This window comes from Rhodopseudomonas telluris (assembly GCF_042432815.1).
Lineage (GTDB): Bacteria > Pseudomonadota > Alphaproteobacteria > Rhizobiales > Xanthobacteraceae > Rhodopseudomonas > Rhodopseudomonas telluris.
The window spans coordinates 589,337-614,563 of the sequence record NZ_JBHLWM010000005.1 but is presented as its reverse complement, the minus strand read 5'-3'; the positions used below and the strand labels follow the sequence as shown (position 1 = coordinate 614,563).

Annotated in this window: 22 protein-coding genes; 18 read left to right on the top strand and 4 right to left on the bottom strand. The window is 64.4% G+C overall.

Annotated elements, in window-relative coordinates; translation table 11 throughout:
- Positions 1-15: 15 nt before the first annotated feature.
- From puhA to hemA, 7 genes are read left to right on the top strand one after another with little or no spacing between them, the layout of a single operon-like run.
- Entirely contained in the window at positions 16-783 is a 768-nt protein-coding gene (puhA, locus tag ACFFJ6_RS14380; protein ID WP_378388818.1) for a photosynthetic reaction center subunit H, read from the top strand.
- A complete protein-coding gene (gene puhB / locus ACFFJ6_RS14375; RefSeq protein WP_378388816.1) occupies positions 780-1,442 on the top strand; it encodes a photosynthetic complex putative assembly protein PuhB in 663 nt (220 codons plus the stop codon). Before puhA ends, puhB begins: the two co-directional genes overlap by 4 nt.
- 13 nt (positions 1,443-1,455) lie before the next feature.
- Positions 1,456-1,944, top strand: a complete 489-nt coding sequence (gene puhC, locus ACFFJ6_RS14370; protein WP_378388814.1) for a photosynthetic complex assembly protein PuhC — start codon at positions 1,456-1,458, stop codon at positions 1,942-1,944.
- Entirely contained in the window at positions 1,941-2,246 is a 306-nt protein-coding gene (locus ACFFJ6_RS14365; protein ID WP_378388812.1) for an O2-dependent cyclase accessory protein, read from the top strand. Before puhC ends, ACFFJ6_RS14365 begins: the two co-directional genes overlap by 4 nt.
- Entirely contained in the window at positions 2,243-3,346 is a 1,104-nt protein-coding gene (acsF, locus tag ACFFJ6_RS14360; protein WP_378388810.1) for a magnesium-protoporphyrin IX monomethyl ester (oxidative) cyclase, read from the top strand. Before ACFFJ6_RS14365 ends, acsF begins: the two co-directional genes overlap by 4 nt.
- A gap of 13 nt (positions 3,347-3,359) precedes the next feature.
- Positions 3,360-4,430 (top strand): putative photosynthetic complex assembly protein PuhE, encoded by a 1,071-nt coding sequence (gene puhE, locus ACFFJ6_RS14355; RefSeq protein WP_378388808.1) that lies wholly within the window; start codon positions 3,360-3,362, stop codon positions 4,428-4,430.
- The gene (hemA, locus tag ACFFJ6_RS14350) at positions 4,427-5,638 is read left to right on the top strand and encodes a 5-aminolevulinate synthase (protein ID WP_378388806.1); all 1,212 of its coding nucleotides are present in this window, start codon (positions 4,427-4,429) and stop codon (positions 5,636-5,638) included. Before puhE ends, hemA begins: the two co-directional genes overlap by 4 nt.
- A gap of 378 nt (positions 5,639-6,016) precedes the next feature.
- Here the strand turns inward: hemA and ACFFJ6_RS14345 are convergent, their stop codons facing one another.
- Positions 6,017-6,997, bottom strand: a complete 981-nt coding sequence (locus tag ACFFJ6_RS14345; protein ID WP_378388804.1) for a LysR family transcriptional regulator — start codon at positions 6,995-6,997, stop codon at positions 6,017-6,019.
- Between the two features lie 508 nt (positions 6,998-7,505).
- Here ACFFJ6_RS14345 and ACFFJ6_RS14340 point away from each other — a divergent pair.
- The 6 genes from ACFFJ6_RS14340 (at position 7,506) to cbbX (ending at position 14,784) form a co-directional block, all read left to right on the top strand.
- The gene (locus tag ACFFJ6_RS14340) at positions 7,506-8,192 is read left to right on the top strand and encodes a response regulator (protein ID WP_378388802.1); all 687 of its coding nucleotides are present in this window, start codon (positions 7,506-7,508) and stop codon (positions 8,190-8,192) included.
- 18 nt (positions 8,193-8,210) lie between these two features.
- The gene (locus ACFFJ6_RS14335) at positions 8,211-9,065 is read left to right on the top strand and encodes a response regulator (protein WP_378388800.1); all 855 of its coding nucleotides are present in this window, start codon (positions 8,211-8,213) and stop codon (positions 9,063-9,065) included.
- A gap of 86 nt (positions 9,066-9,151) precedes the next feature.
- Positions 9,152-11,773, top strand: coding sequence for a PAS domain S-box protein (locus tag ACFFJ6_RS14330; RefSeq protein ID WP_378388798.1), 2,622 nt, complete (start codon positions 9,152-9,154; stop codon positions 11,771-11,773).
- 192 nt (positions 11,774-11,965) lie between these two features.
- Positions 11,966-13,423: a form I ribulose bisphosphate carboxylase large subunit gene (locus tag ACFFJ6_RS14325; RefSeq protein ID WP_378388796.1), complete on the top strand. Its 1,458-nt coding sequence runs from the start codon at positions 11,966-11,968 to the stop codon at positions 13,421-13,423.
- Positions 13,424-13,435: 12 nt separating this feature from the next.
- Entirely contained in the window at positions 13,436-13,858 is a 423-nt protein-coding gene (locus tag ACFFJ6_RS14320) for a ribulose bisphosphate carboxylase small subunit (RefSeq protein WP_378388794.1), read from the top strand.
- Positions 13,859-13,869: 11 nt separating this feature from the next.
- Positions 13,870-14,784, top strand: coding sequence for a CbbX protein (gene cbbX / locus ACFFJ6_RS14315; RefSeq protein WP_378389696.1), 915 nt, complete (start codon positions 13,870-13,872; stop codon positions 14,782-14,784).
- A gap of 196 nt (positions 14,785-14,980) precedes the next feature.
- Here the strand turns inward: cbbX and ACFFJ6_RS14310 are convergent, their stop codons facing one another.
- The 3 genes from ACFFJ6_RS14310 to ACFFJ6_RS14300 form a co-directional block, all read right to left on the bottom strand.
- Entirely contained in the window at positions 14,981-15,763 is a 783-nt protein-coding gene (locus ACFFJ6_RS14310) for an alpha/beta fold hydrolase (RefSeq protein WP_378388792.1), read from the bottom strand.
- Between the two features lie 3 nt (positions 15,764-15,766).
- The gene (locus ACFFJ6_RS14305; protein WP_378388790.1) at positions 15,767-17,062 is read right to left on the bottom strand and encodes an O-acetylhomoserine aminocarboxypropyltransferase; all 1,296 of its coding nucleotides are present in this window, start codon (positions 17,060-17,062) and stop codon (positions 15,767-15,769) included.
- Between the two features lie 162 nt (positions 17,063-17,224).
- Entirely contained in the window at positions 17,225-19,351 is a 2,127-nt protein-coding gene (locus ACFFJ6_RS14300) for a S9 family peptidase (RefSeq protein WP_378388788.1), read from the bottom strand.
- A gap of 132 nt (positions 19,352-19,483) precedes the next feature.
- Between ACFFJ6_RS14300 and ACFFJ6_RS14295 the strand changes: the two genes are divergently transcribed.
- The 5 genes from ACFFJ6_RS14295 (at position 19,484) to ACFFJ6_RS14275 (ending at position 25,221) form a co-directional block, all read left to right on the top strand.
- Positions 19,484-20,359: a dihydrodipicolinate synthase family protein gene (locus ACFFJ6_RS14295; protein WP_378389695.1), complete on the top strand. Its 876-nt coding sequence runs from the start codon at positions 19,484-19,486 to the stop codon at positions 20,357-20,359.
- A 288-nt stretch (positions 20,360-20,647) separates the two neighbouring features.
- Positions 20,648-22,978: a xanthine dehydrogenase family protein molybdopterin-binding subunit gene (locus tag ACFFJ6_RS14290; protein ID WP_378388786.1), complete on the top strand. Its 2,331-nt coding sequence runs from the start codon at positions 20,648-20,650 to the stop codon at positions 22,976-22,978.
- Positions 22,979-23,176: 198 nt separating this feature from the next.
- On the top strand, positions 23,177-23,785 hold the full coding sequence (locus tag ACFFJ6_RS14285; RefSeq protein WP_378388784.1) for a LemA family protein: 609 nt from the start codon (positions 23,177-23,179) through the stop codon (positions 23,783-23,785).
- Positions 23,786-23,801: 16 nt separating this feature from the next.
- Positions 23,802-24,713: a TPM domain-containing protein gene (locus tag ACFFJ6_RS14280; RefSeq protein ID WP_378388782.1), complete on the top strand. Its 912-nt coding sequence runs from the start codon at positions 23,802-23,804 to the stop codon at positions 24,711-24,713.
- A gap of 10 nt (positions 24,714-24,723) precedes the next feature.
- Positions 24,724-25,221 (top strand): TPM domain-containing protein, encoded by a 498-nt coding sequence (locus tag ACFFJ6_RS14275; protein WP_378388780.1) that lies wholly within the window; start codon positions 24,724-24,726, stop codon positions 25,219-25,221.
- Positions 25,222-25,227 lie beyond the last annotated feature (6 nt).

Sequence of the window (25,227 nt, the reverse complement as noted above, 5' to 3'; positions counted from 1 at the left end):
GGAAGGGGTCCGCTCATGCAACCCGGAGCGTATTTGGACTTAGCACAGGTTACCCTGTACGTATTTTGGATCTTCTTCGCCGGCTTGCTCTTCTATCTTCGCCGCGAAGACAAGCGCGAGGGCTATCCGCTGGTTGCCGACGTGGGCACCGGCACGCGTCTCGCCAAGATCGGCGTTCCGGCCCCGCCGGATCCGAAGACCTATCTGCTGCGCGGCGGCGCGACCAAGACCGTGCCGTCGACCGGCAACGACCGCCCGAATGTGGCGCTCACCCCGGCCGCGCCGTGGCCCGGTTCGCCGTTCGTCCCGACCGGCAACCCGTTCGCCGACGGCGTCGGCCCGGGCTCCTACGCTCAGCGCGCCGACGTGCCGGAGCTCGGCCTCGACAACCTGCCGATCATCGCGCCGCTTCGCGCCGCCAAGGGCATGTTCCTCGATCCGCGCGACCCGAACCCGATCGGTTTCCCGGTGGTCGGCTGTGACGGCCAGGTCGGCGGCACGGTGACCGAAGTCTGGGTCGATCGTGCCGAAGTGCTGGCACGCTATCTCGAAGTCGAGGTCGTCAAGACCAAGAAGAAGGTGCTGCTGCCCGTGCCGTTCGCGCTGATCAACAGCCCGGTCGGCAAGGTGTCGGTGGACGCCATCCGCGGCGAGCAGTTCGCCGGTGTTCCGGCTCTGGCGAAGGCCGATCAGGTCACCAAGCTCGAAGAAGACAAGGTCTGCGCGTATTACGGCGCCGGTACGCTCTACGCCACGCCGCTGCGTCAGGAGCCCATCGTATGACCGATTCCCCCAGCCAGTTTCGTGAGCTTCCGTCGCCACTGCCGGAGGGAGAGCGCGTTCTCTGGCAGGGGAAGCCGACCTTCAAAGGGTTGGCGTTCCGGACCTTCCACATGCGGGCAGTGGCGATCTATTTCGTCCTGCTGATCGTGTGGAAGGCCTGGTCGAACTGGTCACACGGTCAATCACTCGGAGAAGCGTCGGCGTCCGCGGCGACGCTTCTCGTCCCGGCGATCGGCGGTCTCGCACTGCTGACGCTGCTCACCTACCTGTTTCGGCGCGCGAGCTGCTACACTATCACCTCCAAGCGCGTGCTGATCCAGACCGGTGTGGCGCTGCCGATCACGCTGAACATTCCGCTCGGCAGGATCGCCAACGCCGATGTCAACGTTCTTCGCGATGGCAGCGGCGACATTCCGCTGCGGATCATCGATACCAAGCGCACCTCGTATGTTCTGCTGTGGCCGCATATCCGGCCCTGGCGCCTGCGCGAGCCCGAGCCGATGCTGACGTCGATCCCCGACGTCGCCAAGGTGGCTGCCACGCTCACCGAGGCGGTGAAGGCGCAGCTCGATCCCGCCGCAGTCTCTCTCGTTCAAACGGCTACCAGCGGACCTTCTCAAGGCCCGTTGTCGAACTCGACGGCCCCCGCCGTCGCTTGAACCGGAGACAGAGATGAGTGAGGCCGCCGAAAATTTCACCGTCCCCAAAGGCGCGCTGATCGGCGCCGCCGCGATCGTGCTGTTTGCGATCGGCGCCGGCGCGACCGTCCGCCTGACGGGTTACGGACACTCTCACATGACGCCGCCGGCCGTCGTGGAGAGCGTGGACTTGACGTTCGAGGACAGTCCTAACGGGCTGGTCAACATCTACCGTGCCGCTGATCACAGCCTGGTGCGCTCGATCCATCCTGGCGAGTCCGGCTTCGTCCGAGTGGCGATGCGCGGACTTGCGCGTGAGCGCATGCTGGCTGGCGTCGGTTCGGCGCCGCCCTTCGTGCTCGCCCGCCACAGCAACGGCCAGTACACGCTGACCGACACGGCGACCCGCAAGGTGCTCGACCTCAACGCCTTCGGCGCCGATAATCTCCGCGCCTTCTCTCAATTGATGCCCGGCCCGACGGTCGGTACAGCCAACGAAAAACACAAGGACGGCTCACAATGAGCACGTTCGGGATCGGGAAACGCACAAGCTTCGACGTACCCTGCACGGTGGAAATCGAGCAGACGTCGGAAACTCTCCATGCCCACGTGATCCTCGATGGCGACATCGAGATCGGTCCCGGCGACGAAGTGATGGTTCACGACGCGCCGACCCACGTCGAATTCGGCGAACGGCTTGTCGTTCGCCGCACCGCGACCGTGGTGCGGGCCACCTGGCTCGACAAGATCCGCGCGCGGCTGGAAGGTTATCGCGAACTGACCGAACTCTACGAAGTCAGCTTCTCAGATGGGAGGGTTTCATGATTCCAATGGAGGGAGGCGCGCAGGGCGCGCTCCGGCCGACGTCCCGACCCGCGATCAAGGGCAGTGTCGACAGCCTGAATATCGCCAAAGAGGACACCATTCTCACGCCGCGGTTCTACACCACAGACTACGCGGCGATGGACAAGCTCGACGTCACGCTGGTGCGTTCCGAATGGACCGCGATGATGAACGAGATGCGTGCCGACTATAACAAGTCGCACTTCAAGAAGACCGACGAATTCCGCGAAAGCGATCTCGAGAAGCTGCCGCCGGAGCTGCGGGCCGAGTTCAAGGACTTCCTAGTCTCGTCGCTGACGGCCGAGTTCTCCGGCTGCGTGCTTTATGCCGAGATCAAGAAGCGGATCAAGAATCCCGAGATCCGCGAACTGTTCGGCCTGCTGAGCCGCGACGAGGCGCGTCATGCGGGTTTCATCAATGAAATCCTCAAGGATCACGGCATCGGCGTCGATCTGTCGTTCCTGACCAAGGTCAAGAAGTACACCTACTTCCGGCCGAAGTTCATCTTCTACGCGACCTATCTGTCGGAGAAGATCGGCTACGCGCGTTACATCACCATCTATCGTCAGATGGAGCGCCATCCTGATCGTCGCTTCCATCCGATTTTCAAATGGTTCGAGCGCTGGTGCAACGACGAGTTCCGCCACGGCGAGGCGTTCGCGCTGCTGATGCGCGCCGACCCGTCGCTGCTGTCGGGCGTCAACAAGCTGTGGATCCGGTTTTTCCTGCTCGCAGTGTTCGCCACGATGTATGTGCGCGATCACATGCGGCCGGCGTTCTACGAGGCGTTGGGCGTCGACGCCACCGACTACGGCATGCAGGTTTTCCGGATCACCACCGAGATCTCCAAGCAGGTCTTCCCGGTGACGATCAATCTGGACGATCCGCGCTTCCTCGCCAATCTGGAGCGGCTGCGGAAGGCTGCGGACAAGATTGCCGAAACCCGCAGTCAAGGCTTTGTCGGCAGCCTGAAGCGGCCGTTCTACGCCGCGTCGGCGGCGATTGCCTTCGGCCGGCTGTTTCTGCTGCCGGCAAAGCGTAACGAACTGCCCCGCGTCATCGGCCTTCGTCCGGCCTGGTGAGGAGACTGGCGCAATGGTGTCCTATCTCGGCCCACCGATCTTCGCGGCCTTCGTCTGGTGGTTTTCCACCGGTGCAGTGCTGCTGCTGGTCGGCAGCGTCGGCCGCTCGGAACTGCTCCGGGCGGTTTGTGCGGGCGGCATGGTCACGATTGCGCTGTGCGGCCTGTCGGTCACCGCGCACGACACCAGTGTCGGCGCGGCCTATATGGCATTCAGCTGCATTATCTTCCTGTGGGGTGCCCAGGAGATTGCGTTTCTCTCCGGCTGGCTGACCGGCCCCCGCGCCGAGCCCTGTCCGCCGGATGCGAAGGGCTTCTCGCGTTTCAGCTACGCGCTGCAGGCGATCATCTATCACGAGATCTGCCTGCTGGCATGCGGTGCGGTTGTGGTGTGGGTGACGCTCGGCGCCGAGAACGAGGTCGGCCGCTGGACCTATCTGGCGCTGTGGGTGCTGCGCCAGAGCGCCAAGATCAATCTGTTTCTCGGTGTGCCCGTCACCAATGACGAACTGATGCCGGACGCCGTCCAGTTTCTGAAGACCTATTTCGCGCGCAAGCCGGTCAGCGCGTTTTTCCCGATCTCGGTGACTGCGGCCACGGCCGTGCTGGTGGTGATGATCCAGCGCATCGTCGAAGTCGCAGATACGCCGTTCGAAGTGGTCGGCCTGACGCTGGTATCGACTTTGTTCGCACTTGGCGTCGTCGAACATTGGTTCATGCTGCTACCGCTGCCTGCCATCACACTTTGGAGCTGGGGCATCCGTCCAGGTTTCTCGCCGGAGAGCATCATCATGGAACAGAATCCGTCCACCATCGCCGCTGCGTCCGTGCATGCCGCGCCGACGCAGGTTTCAGAGACGCAGGCCAGCGCCGAGGCCCGGACTATCGTGGGACCGCAGCTCGTCGTCGTCCCAACCGCTCGCAAGGAAGAAGCGCCGAAGGCGCGTTCGAGCTGCGCCCGCCAGCGACTCGAGGATCAGTTCCGACAGACTTTCCTCGAACAGCATCCGCGAAGCGGACTGGCTCCGGCCCGTGTCGGCATCGCTGCCGAACCGGTCGCAACGATCAACGGGAGGACGTCATGAATTACGAAGCTTATTTCCGCAGGCAGCTCGAAGGCCTCCATCGCGAGGGTCGGTATCGCGTATTCGCCGATCTCGAGCGCCACGCCGGCTCTTACCCGCGCGCCACGCATTACAAGCCCGACGGCACCGGCGAAGTCACGGTGTGGTGCTCTAACGATTATCTCGGCATGGGCCAGCATCCCGCGGTGCTGAGGGCGATGCACGAGGCGATCGACAGCTGCGGCGCCGGCGCCGGCGGCACCCGCAACATCGCGGGCACGAATCACTATCACGTCCTGCTCGAACAGGAACTCGCCGCGCTGCACGGCAAGGAAGCCGCGCTGCTCTTCACCTCCGGTTATGTCTCGAACTGGGCATCGCTGTCGACGCTGGCGTCGCGCATGCCGGGTTGCGTGATTCTCTCCGACGAGCTGAACCACGCCTCGATGATCGAAGGCATCCGCCACAGCCGCAGCGAGACGCGCATCTTCGCCCATAACGACCCGCGCGACCTCGAGCGCAAGCTGGCCGATCTCGACCCGCATGCGCCGAAGCTGGTCGCGTTCGAATCGGTCTACTCGATGGACGGCGACATCGCGCCGATCGCCGAGATTTGCGATGTGGCCGACGCGGCCAATGCGATGACCTATCTGGACGAAGTTCACGGCGTCGGCCTGTATGGCCCGAATGGCGGCGGCATCGCCGATCGCGAAGGGCTGAGCCATCGTCTCACCATCATCGAGGGGACTCTGGCGAAGGCGTTCGGCGTCGTCGGTGGCTATATCGCCGGCTCGGCTGCGGTGTGCGACTTCGTTCGCAGCTTCGCGTCCGGCTTCATCTTCTCGACATCGCCGCCGCCGGCGGTTGCGGCCGGTGCACTGGCCAGCATCCGGCATCTCCGCGCCAGCTCTGCGGAGCGCGAGCGTCATCAGGACCGAGTTGCTCGGCTCCGGGCTCGGCTCGACCAGGTCGGTGTCGCCCACATGGCGAACCCCAGTCACATCGTGCCGGTGATGGTCGGCGACGCTTCGCTGTGCAAGCAGATCAGCGACGAGCTGATCAGCCGCTACGGCATCTATGTGCAGCCGATCAATTATCCGACGGTGCCGCGCGGCACCGAACGGCTGCGCATCACGCCATCGCCGCAGCACAGCGACGCCGACATCGAGCATCTGGTGCAAGCCCTCAGTGAAATCTGGGCTCGCGTCGGTCTCGCCAAGGCCGCGTAAGCGCAACGGCCGTCAGCCCAGGACCGGCTATCGATCGCCGTCATTACGAGCGAAGCAATCCAAGGCCTCCGATCATGGAGCTGGATTGCTTCGTCAGTTTGCTTCGCACGATGACAGCTTTACAAGGCGATCCTGAGAGCCCGACAGAACGACAGCATTTGAAATCGGGCCGTTCCGTTTCCGCCCGTCATGCCCGGCCTTGCGCCGGGCATCCACGTCTTGCTGCCGGAAATGCGGGATAGCTTGGATGGCCGCGACAAGCCCAGTCACGCCGCGTTGGCGAGAACACTAAGCGATCTGGAACGCCGCGGAGACTTCACTTCGAATAGTGAGTCGGACTGCAAGGTCCGCGGCCCCGTTGTCTTGGACCATCTTTGTTCAGCGCTTGCCGCGTTGCGTCGCTGGCGGGGACGATGATCGCGTCAACCGCATTCGCCGGTCGGTGCGGGGCAGGAAATGCGGACCCTCCACCTTGAGGAAGTCCAGCATCGCGCGCGCCGGCGGCAGCAAAACCTTGTCGTTGCGTGTTACGACGAACCATTGCCGCACGATCGGCAGCCCGACAACATCGAGAATCACCAGCCGGCGTTCATCGAGCTCGGTCGCGACCGTGTGGGCGGACAGGAAGGCGATGCCGAGGCCGGCGATCACCGCCTGCTTGATGGTCTCGTTGCTGCCCATCTCCATGCCGATCGTCGGCCGGATGCCGGCGCTACCGAACAATTGCTCCATCAGGCTCCGTGTCCCCGAGCCGGGTTCGCGGGTCAGGAACGTTTCTCCGGCGAGTTCGGTCAGTGCGATATCGGACTTGCGTGCCAGGCGGTGGGCCGTCGGTGCGATAATGACGTGCGGATGGTCACCAATGAGATGGGTTTCGACCTCGAGATCGATCGGCGGCCGCCCCATGATGGCGATGTCCAGCTCGTAGCCCCGAAGGGCCGCGCCGATGTCCTGGCGATTGCCGATGAACAGCCGCACATCAATTTTTGGATTCTGCTTCAGAAATCCCGAGATCGCGAATGGCACGAAGTACTTTGCCGTCGACACCGCGCCGATCGAGATGCGCCCTGCTGTCTTGCCCGCGATCATCTCCAGCGAGGTGTCGCAGGCCGCGATCGCCGCCTCGATGCGCTCGCTGAGCGCCAGCACCTCGAGGCCAGCGTCCGTCAGTTGCATGCCGTCGTTGCGGCGCTGGATCAGCGGGAGGCCGGCGAGCGCCTGCAGATTGCGGAGTTGCAGCGTGACGGCCGGCTGGGTCAGATGCAGCTTATTCGCCGCCGCGGTGATGCTGCCGGTCTCGGCCAGCGCTGCGAGCGCGCGAAGCTGGCGGATCGAGACGGTTCGGAATTGACGGCTCATCGAGCGAATACTGCGCACGGAGGGATACTGGGGAAGTCTCGGCTATTCGCCAAACGCGGTCAACATTGAACAATGTGGCGCTCGTTGCTGCGCCGGCACAGGACCGCAGACCGAGGGGCGCGACTCCCAGGCCGGCCGTGGGGGCGACGAGAGTCGGCGGTCGACCGTCACCCCAGCCGACGCCCCTCCGTCGGCTCTCTCGTGGTTAGTTGGAAAATTCCAAAGTGTGCTCTGACGCGGTCCGCTACGTGTCGTTGAAGTATTTATTAAGTAATCAGTTCGCCGCCGACCTCGTACAAATTCAGGGAATACATCGATTGTGACGTTTCCCCGTTCTATGACGAGTAACAAGCGAAATGGCTTCCTCTGCAGCAAGAATCACCCTCATTTAAACGGTAAATTAGCGTGCAAACGACCAGAGTTCGCGCGATCGATGTAATTTGTAAACTAATCGAATTGTTTCGATCAGACCAATCGACAACTGCGCTACGGGCATAGGGGCTTGTCTGTGAGGAGTCGTATTCTGCACATCGATGACGATCCGGCGATGCTGAAAATCGTCGCCGCGGTGCTGTCAGTCGATCCAACCCTCGAAACAAAAGGCTGTCTTTCCGGCGAAGAGGGCGTGCGCGCGGCGGCGGAATGGCTCCCGGACTTGATTCTGAGCGACGTCTCGATGCCTGGCGTCAATGGTTTCGAATTGCTCGAACGACTACGTAATCGGGCAAGTACCATGGGAATTCCCGTGGTCTTCACCACATCCCGCAGCCGACTGGATCATATCGAGCAGTTCGTATCGCGCGGCGTCTCGGGCGTCATCGCCAAGCCGTTCAATCTGCGTGAACTCGTCAGCAACGTCCGCAGATATCTCGATCTCGCCGTGGCGGATCAGGGGAACGTCGAGCTTCCCGAGATTTCCATCGACCGCCGGCTCCAGGATGACAAGTCCAGTCTTCGGGAATTCCGCTGCGCGTTCGTAGCGGGTGACACCTCCGTGCCGATGCGCGACGTCGTGCACAAGCTCGTCGGGGTCGCCGGGCTCTACGGATATGAGGCGATCAGTGAAGCAGCAGCCTGTCTGGAGCGAGAGCTCGACAGCTTTGCGCGCGGTCTCGCGACCCGCACGGACGTTCTGTTCCGCCTTGATGCATTGCTGGGACAGCTCGATCGCGACACCGCAACCAGAGCTGAATGAGAACCCGGAGAGAAACCAATGGATGCGCGCAGAATTCTGATTGCGGACGATGATCCGGCGATTCTGGCCGCGCTGTCGACGCGTTGCCGGAAAATGGGATTCGAAGTCGATACCGCAGCCAATGGCCTGCAGATGCTGCTGAAGGCGCGACGGACCTCGCCGGATCTGATCATCGTCGACGTCAACATGCCTGAGCTCGATGGCCTCACGGCATCCTTCCATCTGCTGGAGCCGGGAGGGCCGCCCGTCGATGTCATCGTGGTCACGGGCATCTCGAGCGCCGAAACGCTGGAACGCTGCGAAGCGATGGGGATGTTCTACGCCTGCAAGCGACCGGCGTTTTGGCAGGACATCGGTCGCGCGCTGATACAGATCTTTCCCCAGATGGCTGAAGCGATCGCCGCAGAGACCGGCCCACAGACAAGGGCCCCGGGCGAAGTACCGACGCGGCCGCGGGTGCTGGTGGTCGATGACGACGAGCAGATCGGCGAGTTCCTCGCGAGCCGATTGAGGAAGCTCGGCATCGAGGTGCTCTATGCGTCCAATGCGGCGCGCGCCCTGCGGCTTGCCGCCGGTCAGTATCCGAGCGTCGTGGTGACGGACTATCACATGCCGGAAGGCGACGCCGGCTTTCTGATCACCCGGCTCCGGAGCAATCCGGCGACTGCGCAGACCCCGGTGATTGTCCTGAGCGGCAGAGACATCGACGAATCCACCGGGAAGCTGCTGACGCGCGATGTGCTGGGTTATCCGGGGGCAATCGGCATCTTCAAAAAGTCGTTCGACGTCAGCGCGTTGTTTGAGACGATTCAGCGTTACTGCTGCCCTGGACCAAGGGTGGATCCGATCGCCGAGGACAGGCCGCAGACGTGACCCCCCTGGATCCCGCAAAGCGCAAGTTCGAAGGCGCCCCGATGCCGAGCCGGCGTCTGCCCGAGCGCAGAAGCGGGCGCTCAATCGTGCGCCTCGGCGGGGTGGCGGTGATCGTTGCTCTGAGCCTCGTGGCCGGACGCATCGCCTCCGAGGATACACTATCCTGGAAAACATTCGGTACCTGGGCGCTCGATATTCCGTGGTGGATACTCGTGAGTTCGCTCGCGATCGGCCTCCTGATCGCCGGATTGATCGAGCTGCATTTGGCGGGACTGGAGCGCCGCAACGCCCGTACGCGTCAGTACATGCATTTGGCCGCGATCGTGGAAGGCTCCAGCTATGCGATCGTCGGCACGTCGATGGACGGCATAGTGCTGAGCTGGAACAAGGCGGCGGAGCGACTGTTTGGCTACACCGCCGAGCAGGCGATCGGCCGGAATGCCAGCCAACTCATCGTTCCCGATGACCTCCGCGAGGAAGAGCAGCAGATGCTCGCCGGCATTCGGGACGGAACGTCTTTTGCCTATCTTTGGACGAAGCGAAAGAAGGCGAATGGCGAGCTGGTCGACGTCGCCGTGAGCATTTCACCGATCCGGGCCGACGATGGTGAGTTGATCGGAATGGCGGCGTCGGCGCGCGACATCACCGATCTCGTCCAGGCCGAGCGGGAGATTCACAACCTCAACGCGTCGCTCGAGCGGCAAGTTGCCGAGCGAACCGCGCAGCTCGAAAAGACCTCGACGCTGCAAGCCGCAATCCTGGAGCGCGCGGCCTATGCGGTGATTGCCACCGATGTCGCGGGAACGATTACCCTGTTCAATCCGGCGGCCGAACGGATGCTGGGCTACAAAGCCGAGGAATTGATCGGCCGTGCGACGGCGATGCTGTTTCACGATCCGGATGAGCTCGCCGAGCGGGCGGAAGCAATGAGACAGGAGGGTGTTCATGTCGCCTCCAATCTCGGCGTCCTTCAGGCGCGCCTCGCCCGCAATGATCCGGACACGGCGGTCTGGACCTATATCGACAAATACGGCGACCGCATTCCCACAAGGCTGACACTCAGCCTGCTGCGGACCAAAGACGGCACAAATCTGGGCGTGCTCGGCATCGCCATCGATCTCACCGAGCAGCTGAAGTATGAGGACGAGCTCAAGGCGGCGCGGGCAAGTGCGGAGCATGCGAGTGCCGCCAAGGCGGACTTCCTGGCAAATATGAGCCACGAGATCCGAACGCCGCTCAACGGCATCATCGGCTATGCCGATCTCGTGCTCGAAGATCAGACGCTTGCCCCGGACACCCGTCGGCAGGTGACGCGCATCTTCGAGGCGAGCGATTCGCTACGTGTGATCATCGACGACATTCTCGACTTCTCGAAGATCGAGGCGTGCGGCGTCAAGCTGGAGAGCAAGCCGCTCTACATCAACGAACTCATCGCCAATTGCGCGTCGATCATCGAACCGAAGGCTGACGAGAAGGGGCTCAAGCTGGTCGCAACGGCGCGGGCCACCCCGCCGGTGCTGCTCGGCGATGCCTCCCGTCTGCGACAGGTCTTGCTGAACCTGATGAATAACGCGGTTAAATTCACCGCGGCCGGTTCGGTCGAACTGGTGGTCTCCTGCATCTCGCGCGTCGACAACGTCGCCCGTCTGCGGATTGCGGTGACCGACACCGGCATCGGGATCTCGCAGGACGAGCAGAAAGGGTTGTTCAAGCGGTTCAGCCAGGCTGACGAGACGATCTCCCGCAAATACGGCGGCACCGGTCTCGGTCTGGCGATCTCGCAACGCATCGTGCAAGCGATGCAGGGTGACCTGAAGATCAAGAGCCAGCCGGGCCTCGGCAGCACCTTCTACTTCGAAATCGACTTGCCGATCGCCGAGCAGATCGACATCGAGCGGCACGATACCCCGGTTCAGAGTAGCCGGAGAGCGCGCATCCTCATCGTCGATGACGTCGAGATGAACCGCGATCTCTGCAAGACCATGCTGGGGAGAGTGGGACACGAGGTCGATCTCGCGGACAGCGGCAGCACGGCGATCGCGATGGCCTGCGGCCGCAGCTACGACCTGATCTTCATGGACGTGCAGATGGGCGAGATGGACGGCATGGAAGCGACCCGTCGCATCCGCGCGCTGGGCGACGGCCTCAGCTCTGTGCCAATCATCGCCCTCACGGCGAACGTGCTCCCCGAACAGGTGGCGCGTTACAAGGCGGCGGGTATGGACGATCATCTCGGCAAGCCGATCAATCGTGCCGAACTGCTCGCCTGTGTCTGCCGATGGATCGAGGGAGGAATTGCGGAGGTGCCGCTGGCGCCGTCTGCCGTCGAGATCGACCAGCCGGTCTGTGATCAGGACGTGCTCGAGGATCTCCGGCTGTTCGCAAACGAGCAAGTGATCGCGGGGTTTGCGGCTCAGCTCTGCGAGACGATTGCGCGGATCAGGGCGCAATGGCCGCGCGACGTCGACCCGCGCTCGCTCGATCATCACGTATTCGATCTCGCGGCACGCGAGGCACTTGGAGCGATCTCCCACAAGGCGATATCGCTCGCCGGCCAGCTCGGCTTCGGCCAACTCGCGGAAGCGTGCCGCCGGATGGAGACGGCTTGCAGTGACCGCGCGCAGGACATCCCCTTCGCCTATGCGGCGCTTCATCAAGCGATCGACAATGCGCTGGTCCAGCTCGAAGCGCTGCAAGAGATCGCCTGACCGTTCATCGCCATATAAGTTTTACTTTGATGATGGCGAAGATAATGAAATTTCTCTTATTTCTGCCCGCGTGATCAAAGTCCCCCTGCAACGCATTCGCGATGCCGACCGGACGCGGGCCTCGTGAGCGGCGTCCACAACGGCATCCGACATCCTGTGGCTACGGCCTGCCAGGCTTTGAAGGAGGACGACATGAACGAGTCAGTCACCATCCGCGGCAAGGACCGCTATCGGTCCGGCGTGATGGAATACAAGAAGATGGGCTATTGGGAGCCCGACTACGAGCCGAAGGACACCGACGTCATCGCGCTGTTCCGCGTCACGCCGCAGGACGGCGTCGATCCGATCGAAGCCTGCGCGGCGGTCGCCGGCGAAAGCTCGACGGCGACCTGGACGGTGGTGTGGACCGACCGCCTGACCGCGGCGGAGAAGTATCGCGCCAAGTGCTACCGAGTCGATCCGGTTCCGAATGCGCCCGGCCAATACTTCGCCTATATCGCCTACGACCTCGACCTGTTCGAGCCGGGCTCGATCGCCAACCTCACCGCGTCGATCATCGGCAACGTGTTCGGCTTCAAGCCGCTGAAAGCGCTGCGGCTCGAGGACATGCGGCTCCCGATCGCCTATGTGAAGACCTTCCAGGGCCCGGCGACCGGCATCGTCGTGGAGCGCGAGCGTATGGACAAGTTCGGGCGTCCGTTGCTCGGCGCCACCGTTAAGCCGAAACTCGGCCTGTCGGGCCGTAACTATGGCCGCGTCGTTTATGAGGCGCTGAAGGGCGGTCTCGACTTCACCAAGGACGACGAGAACATCAACTCGCAGCCGTTCATGCATTGGCGCGAGCGCTTCCAGTATTGCATGGAGGCGGTCAACAAGGCGCAGGCGGCGAGCGGCGAGATCAAGGGCACATACCTCAACGTCACCGCGGCGACCATGGAGGACATGTACGAGCGCGCCGAATTCGCCAAGGAGATCGGCTCGATCATCGTGATGATCGATCTCGTCATCGGCTACACGGCGATCCAGTCGATGGCCAAGTGGGCGCGCAAGAACGACATGATCCTGCATCTGCACCGCGCCGGCCATTCGACCTATACGCGGCAGCGCAATCACGGCGTGTCGTTCCGCGTCATTGCCAAATGGATGCGGCTTGCCGGCGTCGATCACATTCATGCCGGCACCGTGGTCGGCAAGCTCGAGGGCGATCCGGCGACGACGAAGGGCTACTACGACATCTGCCGCGAAGACTACAACCCGATGCAGCTTGAACACGGTGTGTTCTTCGATCAGCATTGGGCCAGCCTCAACAAGCTGATGCCGGTCGCGTCCGGCGGCATCCACGCCGGCCAGATGCACCAGTTGCTCGATCTGCTCGGTGAAGACGTCGTGCTGCAGTTCGGCGGCGGCACCATCGGCCACCCGATGGGCATCGCAGCCGGCGCCACCGCCAACCGCGTTGCCCTGGAGGCAATGATCCTCGCCCGCAACGAGGGGCGCGACTACGTGCATGAGGGGCCAGAGATTCTGGCGAAGGCGGCGCAGACCTGCACGCCGCTGAAGGCCGCGCTCGACACCTGGAAGAACGTGACCTTCAACTATGAATCCACCGACACCCCCGACTACGCGCCGACCCCGTCGGTTTCGGTCTAAGGAGCAGAACCCATGCGACTGACCCAAGGCTGCTTCTCGTTCCTGCCCGATCTGACCGACGAGCAGATCGCCGCGCAGGTGCAATACGCGCTCGGCAAGGGCTGGGCGGTGAACCTCGAATTCACCGACGATCCGCATCCCCGCAATACCTATTGGGAGATGTGGGGCCTGCCGATGTTCGATCTGCAGGACGCCGCCGGCGTGATGATGGAATTGAACGAATGCCGCAAGGTGTACGGCGACCGCTACATCCGGCTGTCGGCGTTCGACTCATCGCACGGCTGGGAATCGGTGCGGCTGTCCTTCATCGTCAACCGCCCGAAGGAGGAGCCCGGCTTCCGGCTGGACCGCCAGGAAGTTGACGGCCGCAACATGCGCTACACCACGCGCGCCTATTCGGCCGATAAGCCCGAAGGCCGACGCTACGGAGGCTGATCGTGGACACGATGACGCCCGCAGCGACCAATGAGAGCGACGCGCCACCTGAGCGCGTCGACCTCCGCGCCGAGTTCGATGCCGTCGGCATCGGCGAGGTGCTGGACCAGCTCGACCGCGAGCTGATCGGGCTGAAGCCCGTGAAGACGCGGATCCGCGAGATTGCGGCGCTGCTGCTGGTCGAACGCTTGCGCAAGCGGATGGGGCTCGCCACCGGCAACCCGACGCTGCACATGTCATTCACCGGCAATCCCGGCACCGGCAAGACCACGGTGGCGCTGCGGATCGCCTCGATCCTGCACAAGCTCGGCTTCGTCCGCCGCGGCCACGTTGTCTCGGTGACGCGCGACGAACTGGTCGGGCAATATATCGGCCACACCGCGCCGAAAACCAAGGAAGTGCTGAAGAAGGCGATGGGCGGCGTGCTGTTCATCGACGAGGCGTACTATCTGTATCGCCCGGAGAACGAGCGCGACTACGGCCAGGAAGCGATCGAGATCCTGTTGCAGGTGATGGAGAATCAGCGCGACGATCTGGTGGTGATCCTCGCCGGGTATGCGGACCGGATGGAGAAATTCTTCGCGTCCAATCCGGGCTTCCGCTCGCGGATCGCGCACCACATCGATTTTCCGGACTACACCGACGGCGAGCTCCTCGGCATCGCCGAGGGCATGCTGAGCGACCAGAATTATCACTTCGACCCGGACGCGCGCGCCGCGTTCGAACGCTACATCGCGGTGCGCAAGACCCAGCCGCTGTTCGCCAACGCCCGCTCGATTCGCAACGCGCTCGACCGCATCCGCCTCCGCCAGGCCAACCGCCTGATCGCCGACCTCGACCGCTCGCTGAGCGCGGAAGATCTGATGACGATCGAAGCCGGTGACGTGCTGGCGAGCCGGGTGTTCGGGAAGGGGGAGGGGGCGTGAGCTGCAACAAGCCCACGCGATCGACCTCTCGTTCGTCATTCCGGAAGGCTCGCGAAGCGAGACTATCCGGAATCCATATTCCCTCTACTTGCTTTTGAGGTCGGCGTCGCGACGCGGTGCGCGAAAGCGACTTCGGTGGTTATGGATTCCGGGTTCGCGCTGCGCGCGCCCCGGAATGACGAACTTAAGGCTTTGCTTATGCCTGCAGCGCCTTCAGCACCTCGTCCGGCCGCTCGACCATCATTGTATGCCCGGCGCCCTTCAGGATCACGGTGCGCGATCCTGCGATCGCGGCCGCCAGCGTCTTGCCGTTCTTGGTCGGGGTCATCATGTCGCGCTCGCCGAGGATGAAGAGTGTTGGCACACTGAGCTTCGCTGCGGCCGTCAGCGCGTCCTTGTAGTCGTTACAGGCCGACAGGTCGTTGAAGATCACGCCGGGCTTGTTGGCTTCGAGCACGCGCACCGAGCCGCCGTGCATCCACAGGCCGGGGGCGAGGTTGCCGCCGATTTCGGCATCGGGGCCGAGACCCCAGATCGTCATCATCGCGATCGCCGCGGGGTCGTTGGCCTCGGCGGCTTTCAGCAGATCGGGGCCGACCGCCATCGTCGAGGTGGTGCCGATCAGCGCCAGCGACGCCACCTTGGCTGGATGCCGCGCGGCGGCTTCCAGCGCGATCAGCGAGCCCATCGAGTGGCCGATCAGCTTGGCGGGCTGCGCGCCAGCGGCATCCAGCAACGCGGCGATCCAGTCGGCCATCTCGGCGATGCTTTTCAGCGCCTCGCCACCGGAGCGGCCGTGGCCGGGCAGGTCGGGCGCCAGTACGGCGAAGCCGTGATGCGCGAACCAGCGCGTCTGCAGCGCCCACACCGAGTGATCGAAGCCGGCGCCGTGGATGAACACGGCGGCTGGTAGCGACGCGTCGAACGGCTTGCCGCCGGTGGCGAGGAAGGTGTCTGTCCCGTTGACCTTGATCTGCATGGCTCAGCCCTTCTGCGAAACGCGCAGCGCTTGCGCCAGGTCGGAGATGATGTCGTCGGCGGTCTCGATGCCGACCGACAGCCGGATCAGCTCTTCGCCGATGCCGGCGGCGGTGAGTTGCTCGGCGCTCATCTGCTGATGCGTCGTCGAGGCCGGGTGAATCACCAGCGTCTTGGCGTCGCCGACATTGGCGAGATGGCTGGTCAGCCGCAGCGCCTCGATGAATTTCCGTCCTGCTTCGCGACCGCCCTTGATGCCGAACGAGATGATCGAGCCGGCGCCCTTCGGCAACAGCTGCTGCGCCAGCGCGTAGTCCGGATGACTCTCCAGCGTCGGATGCAGTACCCAGTCGACAGCTTTGTTGGCCTGCAGCGCCTCCAGCACCGCCTTGGTGTTGGCGACGTGGCGATCCATCCGCACCGGCAGCGTCTCGATGCCCTGCAGCAGCTGGAATGCATTGGTCGGCGACAGACACGCCCCGAAATCGCGCAGGCCTTCCATCCGGGCGCGGATGACGAAGGCCGGCGGGCCGAACTGTTCGTCGAAGACGACGTCGTGATAGCCCGCATAGGGTTCGGTCAGCGTCGGAAACTTGCCGCTCGCGCGCCAGTCGAACCGGCCGCCATCGACCAGCACGCCGCCGATCGCGATGCCGTGGCCGCCGAGCCATTTGGTCGCCGAATGCATCACGATGTCGGCGCCGAGTTCGATCGGCTTGCTGAGATAGGGCGTCGCAAAGGTGTTGTCGATCAGCAGCGGAATCTTCGCCTCGTGCGCGATCGCCGCGACCTTCGGAATGTCAAGCACTTCGAGCCCGGGGTTGCCGATGGTCTCGCCGATCATCAGCCGCGTGTTCGGCTGGATCGCCGCTTGCAGTGCTGCATGATCGCGCGGATTGATGAACGTCGTGGTGATGCCGAACCGCGGCATCGTGTGCGCCAAGAGGTTGATCGTGCCGCCATACAGCGACGACGACGCCACGATGTGATCGCCGGCGTTCAGCAGCGTGGCGATGGCGAGATGCAGCGCCGCCATGCCGCTCGCCGTCGCCACCGCGCCGACGCCGTTCTCCAAAGCCGCGATGCGCTCTTCGAGCACGGCGATCGTCGGGTTGGAGATGCGGGTGTACAGATGCCCGGGCCGCTCCATGTTGAACAGCGCGGCGGCGTGGTCGGTGTCCTGAAACACGTAGGACGTCGTCTGATAGATCGGCACCGCGCGCGAGCCGGTGATCGGGTCGGGATGTTGCCCGGCGTGCAGGCTGAGGGTTTCAAATCCGGGCGGTTTGGGTGCGGCCATGATGTGCTCGGGTTGTTTCCTGGTGTGTTCGTTAGTTGGGCTCCGTCATTGCGAGGAGCGAAGCGACGAAGCAATCCAGGGGCTCGGTGCTCGGCGCTTCTGGATTGCTTCGCTGCGCTCGCAATGACGGGGAGAGGGTGTATTGCGGGCTTTATGACACGCTCACGCTTGCTCGTCAGCCAGGCCCACCGCCCACAGCGCGAAGGCGTAGACGATGGCGACCTCGTCGAGGCGGCTGAAGCGACCGGAGGCGCCGCCGTGGCCGGCGCCCATGTTGATGCGCAGCAGCACCGGGCCTCCGCCCGTCATGGTGGCGCGCAGCCGGGCCACCCATTTGGCCGGCTCCCAATAGGTGACGCGCGGATCGGTCAAGCCGCCCATCGCCAGGATCGCCGGATAGTCTTTCGCGGCGACGTTGTCGTAGGGCGAATAGGACAGGATGGTCTTGAAGTCCGCCTCGCTCTGGATCGGGTTGCCCCACTCCGGCCATTCCGGCGGCGTCAGCGGCAGCTTGTCGTCCAGCATGGTGTTGAGCACGTCGACGAACGGCACCTCGGCGACGATGCCGGCGAACAAATCGCCGGATCGGTTGGCGACGGCGCCCATCAGCATGCCGCCGGCGCTGCCGCCATGCGCGACGATGCGTTTGGCCGACGTGTAGTTCGCCGCGATCAGCGCGCGGGCGCTGGCGGCGAAATCGTCGAACGAATTGGTCTTCTTGTCGCGCTTGCCGTCCAGATACCAGCCCCAGCCCTTGTCGGCGCCGCCGCGAATGTGCGCGATCGCATAGACGAAGCCGCGATCGACCAGCGACAACGCGTTGGCCGAGAACCCGGCGCCCATGGCGTGGCCGTAGGAGCCGTAGCCGTAGAGCAGCAGCGGTGCCTTGCCGTCGAGCGCGAGGCCTTTTCGGTGCAGGATCGACACCGGCACCTCGGCGCCGTCATCGGCCTTGGCGGTGATCCGGGTGGTCACGTAGTCGGCCGGATTGTGGCCGGACGGGATCTCCTGACGCTTGCGCAGCACGCGCTCGCGCGCCGCCATATCGTAGTCGTAGACCTCCGATGGCGTCGTCATCGACGAATAGGAGAACCGCATCGTCGTGGTGTCGAATTCGTAGCCGCCGGAGGCCGACAGCGAGTAGGCGGCTTCGTCGAAGGCGATCGCGTGCTCGTCGCCATTGGCGAGATCGCGGATGGTCACCGACGGCAGCGCATTGGCGCGCTCCAGTCGCATCATGTGTCCGGAGAACAGGTCGAAGTCGATGATGTAGATGCCGGCGCGATGCGGGATCAGGTCGCGCCAGTTGGCGCGCACCGGATCGGCCAGCGGCGCGGTCACGATCTTGAAGTCGATCGCGCCGTCCGCATTGGTGAGGATGAACAGCTCGTCGCCGCGATCGCCGATCGAGTATTGCACGCCGAGCTCACGCGCCGCGACCAGCCGCGGCGGCGCAGTCGGATCGGCGATATCGATCAGCCGCTGTTCCGACGTCTCGTGATCGCCGCCTGCGATGACGCAGAACCGGCCGCTGGTGCTCTCGTGGATATGGGTGAACCAGCCGGAGTCTTGTTCTTCGTACACCAGCAGATCATTGGCCTGCGCGGTGCCCAGCTTGTGCAGCCACACCTGCATGGGCCGGTGGTTGTCGTCGAGCTTGACGTAGAAGAACGCCGACGAATCCGCCGTCCACACCACGCCGCCGTCGGTCTCCTCGACCACGTCGGGCAGGTCTTGCTTGGTGGCCCAGTCGCGCACGCGGATGGTGTAGTATTCGGAGCCCTTGGTGTCGGCGCTCCAGGCTTCGAGCTTGTGGTCGAGCGAATGCCGCCGCCCGCCGAATTCGAAGTACTCGAGCCCCTTGCCCAATTCGTCACCGTCGAGGATCACGTCGAGCTCGCCGCCATCACGCCGCGTGCGGCCGTACAGCGGGTGCTGGCCGCCTTCGCGATATTTGCGCAAGTAAGCGTATGGCCCGTCCGGCAGCGGCACGCTGGAATCGTCTTCCTTGATGCGCCCGCGCATTTCCGCGACCAGCTTCTTCTGCAGCGCGTCGGTGTGGCCGAGCACGCTCTCGGTGTAGCCGTTCTCGGCTTCGAGATAGTTGCGAATGTCCGGCTCAAGCAGCGACGGGTCGCGCAGCACCTCCTGCCAGTTCGGGTCCTTCAGCCAGGCATAGTCGTCGGTCAGCGTGATGCCGTGCGTGGTGAAGCTGTGCGGGCGGCGCGGCGCGACGGGGGGCGTCAGGCTGTCGCGGGAGGACTGGGTCATGGGCAGGTCTCGTTGCATGCGGAGGCCGTGGGTTGGCGAATGGGCTTAGCAGAGTTTGGCCCTTGCGGCGCGTGCCGGTTTGCGGTCGAAAGGACGCGGCCGGTTCCGCTGCCGGCCCAACCTTCGCGGAGTGTGCAAGTGGCTGAGATTATGTCCGAATTCCACGGCGTCTTCCCTTATCTGGTATCGCCGCTCGATCCGGACGGTGGCGTTCGCAGCGAGGTGCTTGGCCGGCTGTGCGACGATCTGATCAAGGCCGGCGTACACGGTCTGACGCCGCTCGGCTCGACCGGAGAGTTCGCCTATCTGGGCGCGCTGCAGCGCGAAGCGGTGGTGCGAGCGACGATCGAGGCCGTGGCGGGCCGCGTGCCGGTGGTCGCCGGCGTGGCGTCGACCTCGACGGCCGATGCGGTGGCGCAGGCGAGGGCGTATCAAAAGCTCGGCGCAACCGGCATCCTGGCGATCCTCGAAGCGTATTTTCCACTGAAGGATGCGCAGATCGAAAGCTATTTCCGCGCTATCGCCGATGCGGTCGATGTTCCGGTGGTGATCTACACCAATCCGCAATTTCAGCGTTCGGATCTGACGCTCGACGTCATCGCGCGGCTCGCCGAGCATCCGCGCATCCGCTACATCAAGGATGCCTCGACCAACACCGGGCGGCTGCTGTCGATCATCAACCGCTGCGGCGAGTCTTTGCAGGTGTTCTCGGCCTCGGCGCATATTCCGGCCGCGGTGATGCTGATCGGCGGCGTCGGCTGGATGGCCGGGCCGGCCTGCATCGCGCCGCGGCAGAGCGTGCAGCTGTACGAGCTGTGCAAGGCGCAACGCTGGGACGAGGCGCTGACGCTGCAGCGCAGGCTGTGGCGTGTGAATGAAGCCTTCGCCAAATTCAACCTCGCCGCCTGCATCAAGGCCGGCCTGACGCTACAGGGCTACGACGTTGGAGACCCTGTCCCGCCGCAAGCCGCGCTGACGGCGGACGAGCGCAAGGCGGTCGAGGCCGTGCTCGCGGAGATTGCATAGTCTCGAGCGGACGCCACGTATCGCGGCGCGCTCCCCTCCCCCTTGCGGGGAGGGGTTGGGGGTCGGGGTCCCCAGGCACAGACTCTCTTTGAGTTGCACTCTCTGAGTTGCAGATTGTCGCTCGCCCCGTGCCGACAATCGCACCGCCTCGCTCGCGGCACCCCCACCCCCGACCCCTCCCCGCAAGGGGGAGGGGAGGTCGTGCGCCTCGCCATTTCCGCCCCCTCTTGGCGTACCGCCGGGTTCTCCGCTAAAACCCTGACCAAGCAAGCAACAGAAGGAAGCGGCATGAACATTCTTCCCGGCTCCATGCGGTTCGGCGCGGGCCAGCCCGTCAAGCGTCTCGAGGATAAGCGTCTTGTCACCGGGCACGGCGGCTATCTCGACGACAAGCCCGCCGACGGCGCGTTGTGGCTGGTGATCATGCGGTCGCCGCACGCCCATGCCGACATCGTCTCGATCGATGCCGAGGCCGCGAAGGCCATGCCGGGCGTGGAGTCGGTGCTGACCGGCGCCGATCTCGTTGCCGACGACATCGGCACCATTCCGACCCTGCCGATCTTCAAGCGCCCCGACGGCTCGCCGATGGCGCTGCCGCCGCGCCGGCTGCTGGCGCACGAGAAGGTGCGGTTCGTCGGCGAGCCGGTCGCCGCGGTCATCGCGACCTCGCGCGATGCGGCGCAGGCCGCGATCGAAGCCATCGTGGTCGATTATAAGGAGCTGCCGGCGGTGACCGATCCGACCGCGGCAATCCAGCCCGGCGCCCCGGTGGTGTATGAGACCGCGCCCGACAACATCGTCGCGGCGATGAGCTATGGCGACGCCGCCAAGGTCGACGAGGCCTTCGCCAAGGCCGCCCACACCGTGTCGCTCGACATCGTCAGCCAGCGTCTGATCCCGTCGGCGATGGAGCCGCGCGCGACCATCGCCGAGATCGAGAAAAAGACCGGCCGGCTGATCCTGCACGTGCAGTCGCAGACCCCGGCGCAGACCCGCGACGCGCTCGCCGACGCCATCCTGAAGCGGCCGAAGGAGTCGATCCAGGTGCTGGTCGGCGATATCGGCGGGGGCTTCGGCATGAAGACCGGCGTCTATCCCGAGGACGCGCTGGTGGCCTATGCGGCGGTGAAGCTCGGCAAGAAGATCCGCTGGCGCGGCGATCGCACTGACGAATTCGTCGGTGGCACCCACGGCCGCGATCTGACCTCGACCGCCTCGATCGCGCTCGACGCCAAGGGCAAGGTGCTGGCCTATCGGGTGACCTCCATCGGCGGCACCGGCGCCTATCTGGCCGGCGCCGGCGTGATCATTCCGCTGGTGCTCGGCCCGTTCGTGCAGACCGGCGTGTACGACCTGCCGCTGGTGCATTTCGACATCAAGGCGGTGATGACCCACACCGCGCCGGTCGGCGCCTATCGCGGCGCCGGTCGTCCCGAGGCCGTGTACATCATCGAGCGGCTGATGGACGCCGCCGCGCGCCAGCTCAAGATGGACCCGCGCGCGATCCGCAAGGCTAACTACATCAAGCCGACGCAGCTGCCCTACACCAATGCGGTCGGCCAGGTGTACGACTCGGGCGCTTTCGCCCATCTGATGGAGCGCGCTGCCGAACTGTCCGACTGGGACGGCTTCAAGGCGCGCAAGAAGGAAGCGCAGAAGAAGGGCCTGCTCTACGGCCGCGGCGTCACCAGCTACATCGAGTGGACCGGCGGCCGCGCCCACACCGAGAACGTCAAGCTACACGCCACCGCGGAGGGCCGCATCGTGCTGCATTCGGCCACGCAGGCGATGGGGCAGGGGCTGGAGACAACGTACTCGCAGATGATCGCCGAGGCCCTCGACATTCCGATCGAGAAGATCGACGTGGTGCAGGGCAACACCGATCTGGCGCAGGGCTTCGGCAGCGTCGGCTCGCGCTCGCTGTTTGTCGGCGGCACCGCCGTCGCTGTATCGACCGTCGACATGATCGCCAAGGCGCGCGAGAAGGCCGCCAACATCCTCGAAGCCTCGATCGAGGACATCGAGTATTCCGGCGGCACGCTGACCATCGCGGGCACCGACCGCAAGATCAGCCTGTTCGAGATCGCCGCCAAGGAGAAGGGCGCGCGGCTCAGCGTTGATACGACCGGCGAGGTCGATGGCCCGAGCTGGCCGAACGGCGCGCATATCTGCGAGATCGAGGTCGATCCGGAAACCGGCGTGTCGCGAGTTGTTCGCTACACCACGGTCGACGACGTCGGCAACGCGGTGAACCCGATGCTGGTCGCCGGCCAGATCCACGGCGGCGTCGCGCAAGGCGTCGGGCAGGCGCTGTACGAGAACGCCGCCTACAATGACGACGGCCAGCTCCTGACGGCGAGCTATCAGGACTACTGCATTCCGCGCGCCGACAATCTGCCGCCGATCAACGTCACCCTCGACCCGTCGGCGCCGTGCAAGACCAACCCGCTCGGCGCCAAGGGCTGCGGCGAATCCGGGGCCATCGGTGGTCCGCCCTGCATCGTCAGCGGCGTCCTCGACGCGCTGGCTCCGCTCGGCGTCACAGCGCTCAATACGCCTCTCACTCCCGAGAAGGTCTGGCGCGCCATCCAGGACGCCAAGGCAGCGCAGGCAGCCTAAGGGCCATTCCGCGCTGGTTCCGTCACTGCGAGCCGCCGGCGAAGCAATCCATGTCGATCGGTAAGACTGGATTGTTTCGTCGCCGCGGTCCTCGCAATGACGGGGTGGCGCGATGATCTGAACCAATTCCGGCGAAGAACCGACAATCTGTCGCCCGGCGCGTGCTATGTTGCGCCGGTTCGCCCGGGAGAAGATTCGATGCGGAAGTTCCTGACGGTGCTGGCGGCTCTCGCCACGCTCAGCCTGACCAATTGCGGCTACAACACCATCCAGAGTGAAGACCAGGAGGTGAAGTCGACCTGGTCGGAGGTGGTCAACCAATATCAGCGCCGCGCCGATCTGGTTCCCAATCTGGTCAACTCCGTGAAGGGCTTCGCCCAGCAGGAGAAGGACGTGCTGCTCGGCGTCACCAACGCCCGCGCCAAGGTCGGCAGCATCCAGGCGACGCCGGAAGTCCTCAACGATCCGGCGGCCTTCCAGAAGTTCCAGCAGGCCCAGAGCGAGCTGTCCGGCGCGCTGTCGCGGCTCTTGGTCGTCACCGAGAACTATCCGCAGCTCAAATCCGATGAGCTGTTCAAGAACCTGATGGCCCAGCTCGAGGGTACCGAGAACCGCATCACGGTGGCGCGCAATCGCTACATCAAGGCGGTGCAGGCCTACAACGTCACGGTTCGGTCGGTGCCGACCAATTTCACCGCGATGATGTTCGGCTACAAGGAAAAACCCAACTTCACGGTCGAGAACGAGAAAGACATCTCGACCGCGCCGAAGGTCGACTTCACGCCGACGCCGGCTCCGGCCAAGTAAGCGCGGGACTGCGGCGATGAACGCCGTGCGGGCTTCGGTTATCGCGCTGCTGCTGGGCTTCGTCATGGCGGCGTCCGCGCAATTCGCGCGCGCGGACGTGGCTGTGCCGACGCTGACCGGTCGTGTGGTCGATCAGACCGGCACGCTGTCGAGCGACGCGATCGCGCGGCTTGATCAGAAGCTGAAGGCGTTCGAGGATCGCAAGGGCAGCCAGATCGCGGTGCTGATCGTGCCGACCACGCAGCCCGAGGCGATCGAGCAGTTCTCCATCCGTGTGGCCGAGGCGTGGAAGATCGGCCGTAAGAAAGTCGACGACGGCGCCATCCTGCTGGTCGCCAAGGTCGATCGCAAGCTGCGGATCGAAGTCGGCTATGGCCTCGAAGGTGCGCTTCCCGACGTCACCGCCAAGCGCATCATCGACGAGATCATCACGCCGAAATTTAAGGCCGGCGATTTAGCGGGCGGCATCGAGGCCGGCGTCGACCGCATGATGAGCGTGATCGACGGCGAGCCGTTGCCGACGCCGGAGCCACAGCACGAATGGGCGGCGCCGGAATCGTTCGACCAACTCTCCGGCTGGGCGATTCCCCTGTTGTTCGGCACGTTGTTCGTCAACGGCTTCCTGCAGCCGATGCTTGGCCGAATGGTGGCGTCGGCGCTGACCGGCGGGCTTATCGCCATCGCCGCCTGGGCGTTCGGACTGGTGTGGTTTCTCTCGCTGTTGGCGGGCGTGGCCGCGTTCGTCCTGACGCTGGTGATGGATCTGTTCGGAAGCGGAGCGATGCCGTCCGGCCGGCGCGGCGGCTCATCCGGCGGTTCTTGGTCGGGCGGCGGCTCGTCCTGGTCGAGCGGCTCGAGCAGCAGCAGCGGTGGCTTCAGCGGTGGAGGCGGCAGCTTCGGAGGCGGCGGCGCCTCCGGCAGCTGGTGAGGAGGCGGGCATGGGCATCCGGCGCATCGGCAAGCATCTCTTCACCAGCCGCGGGAAGGTTTATCGCGCGTTTCCCCCCGCCGCGTTCGATCGGATCGAGCGCGCCATCAAGGACAGTGAGACGAGGCACGGCGGGCAGATCCGCTTCGTCGTCGAGGGCGCGCTCGACAACGCGCCGCTATTTCGCGATCAGCCCGCACGCGAGCGCGCGCTCGACATTTTCTCGCAGCTCCGGATCTGGGACACCGAACACAATAACGGCGTCCTGATCTATCTGCTACTGGCCGACCGCGACGTCGAGATCATCGCCGATCGCGGCATCCATGCGCGCGTCGACGAGGGCACCTGGGACAGCATCTGCCGTGAGATGGAGGGAGCCTTCCGCGAAGGTCGCTATGAAGCCGGCGTGCTGCGCGGCATCGAGCTGATCACCGCGCATCTGGTCGAGCACTTTCCGAAGGACAGCACCGGCACCAACGAACTGCCGGACGCGCCCGTCGTAGTCTGAGGCGGC

Coding starts and splice junctions, on each gene's coding strand:
- hemA (WP_378388806.1), top strand. CDS start 4,427: ATGAATTACGAAGCTTATTTCCGCAGGCAGCTCGAAGGCCTCCATCGC.
- puhA (WP_378388818.1), top strand. CDS start 16: ATGCAACCCGGAGCGTATTTGGACTTAGCACAGGTTACCCTGTACGTA.
- ACFFJ6_RS14285 (WP_378388784.1), top strand. CDS start 23,177: ATGCGGAAGTTCCTGACGGTGCTGGCGGCTCTCGCCACGCTCAGCCTG.
- ACFFJ6_RS14275 (WP_378388780.1), top strand. CDS start 24,724: ATGGGCATCCGGCGCATCGGCAAGCATCTCTTCACCAGCCGCGGGAAG.
- ACFFJ6_RS14295 (WP_378389695.1), top strand. CDS start 19,484: ATGTCCGAATTCCACGGCGTCTTCCCTTATCTGGTATCGCCGCTCGAT.
- ACFFJ6_RS14280 (WP_378388782.1), top strand. CDS start 23,802: ATGAACGCCGTGCGGGCTTCGGTTATCGCGCTGCTGCTGGGCTTCGTC.
- puhE (WP_378388808.1), top strand. CDS start 3,360: ATGGTGTCCTATCTCGGCCCACCGATCTTCGCGGCCTTCGTCTGGTGG.
- ACFFJ6_RS14300 (WP_378388788.1), bottom strand. CDS start 19,351: ATGCAACGAGACCTGCCCATGACCCAGTCCTCCCGCGACAGCCTGACG.
- ACFFJ6_RS14335 (WP_378388800.1), top strand. CDS start 8,211: ATGGATGCGCGCAGAATTCTGATTGCGGACGATGATCCGGCGATTCTG.
- ACFFJ6_RS14325 (WP_378388796.1), top strand. CDS start 11,966: ATGAACGAGTCAGTCACCATCCGCGGCAAGGACCGCTATCGGTCCGGC.
- ACFFJ6_RS14365 (WP_378388812.1), top strand. CDS start 1,941: ATGAGCACGTTCGGGATCGGGAAACGCACAAGCTTCGACGTACCCTGC.
- acsF (WP_378388810.1), top strand. CDS start 2,243: ATGATTCCAATGGAGGGAGGCGCGCAGGGCGCGCTCCGGCCGACGTCC.
- ACFFJ6_RS14305 (WP_378388790.1), bottom strand. CDS start 17,062: ATGGCCGCACCCAAACCGCCCGGATTTGAAACCCTCAGCCTGCACGCC.
- ACFFJ6_RS14290 (WP_378388786.1), top strand. CDS start 20,648: ATGAACATTCTTCCCGGCTCCATGCGGTTCGGCGCGGGCCAGCCCGTC.
- ACFFJ6_RS14345 (WP_378388804.1), bottom strand. CDS start 6,997: ATGAGCCGTCAATTCCGAACCGTCTCGATCCGCCAGCTTCGCGCGCTC.
- cbbX (WP_378389696.1), top strand. CDS start 13,870: ATGACGCCCGCAGCGACCAATGAGAGCGACGCGCCACCTGAGCGCGTC.
- puhC (WP_378388814.1), top strand. CDS start 1,456: ATGAGTGAGGCCGCCGAAAATTTCACCGTCCCCAAAGGCGCGCTGATC.
- ACFFJ6_RS14320 (WP_378388794.1), top strand. CDS start 13,436: ATGCGACTGACCCAAGGCTGCTTCTCGTTCCTGCCCGATCTGACCGAC.
- puhB (WP_378388816.1), top strand. CDS start 780: ATGACCGATTCCCCCAGCCAGTTTCGTGAGCTTCCGTCGCCACTGCCG.
- ACFFJ6_RS14310 (WP_378388792.1), bottom strand. CDS start 15,763: ATGCAGATCAAGGTCAACGGGACAGACACCTTCCTCGCCACCGGCGGC.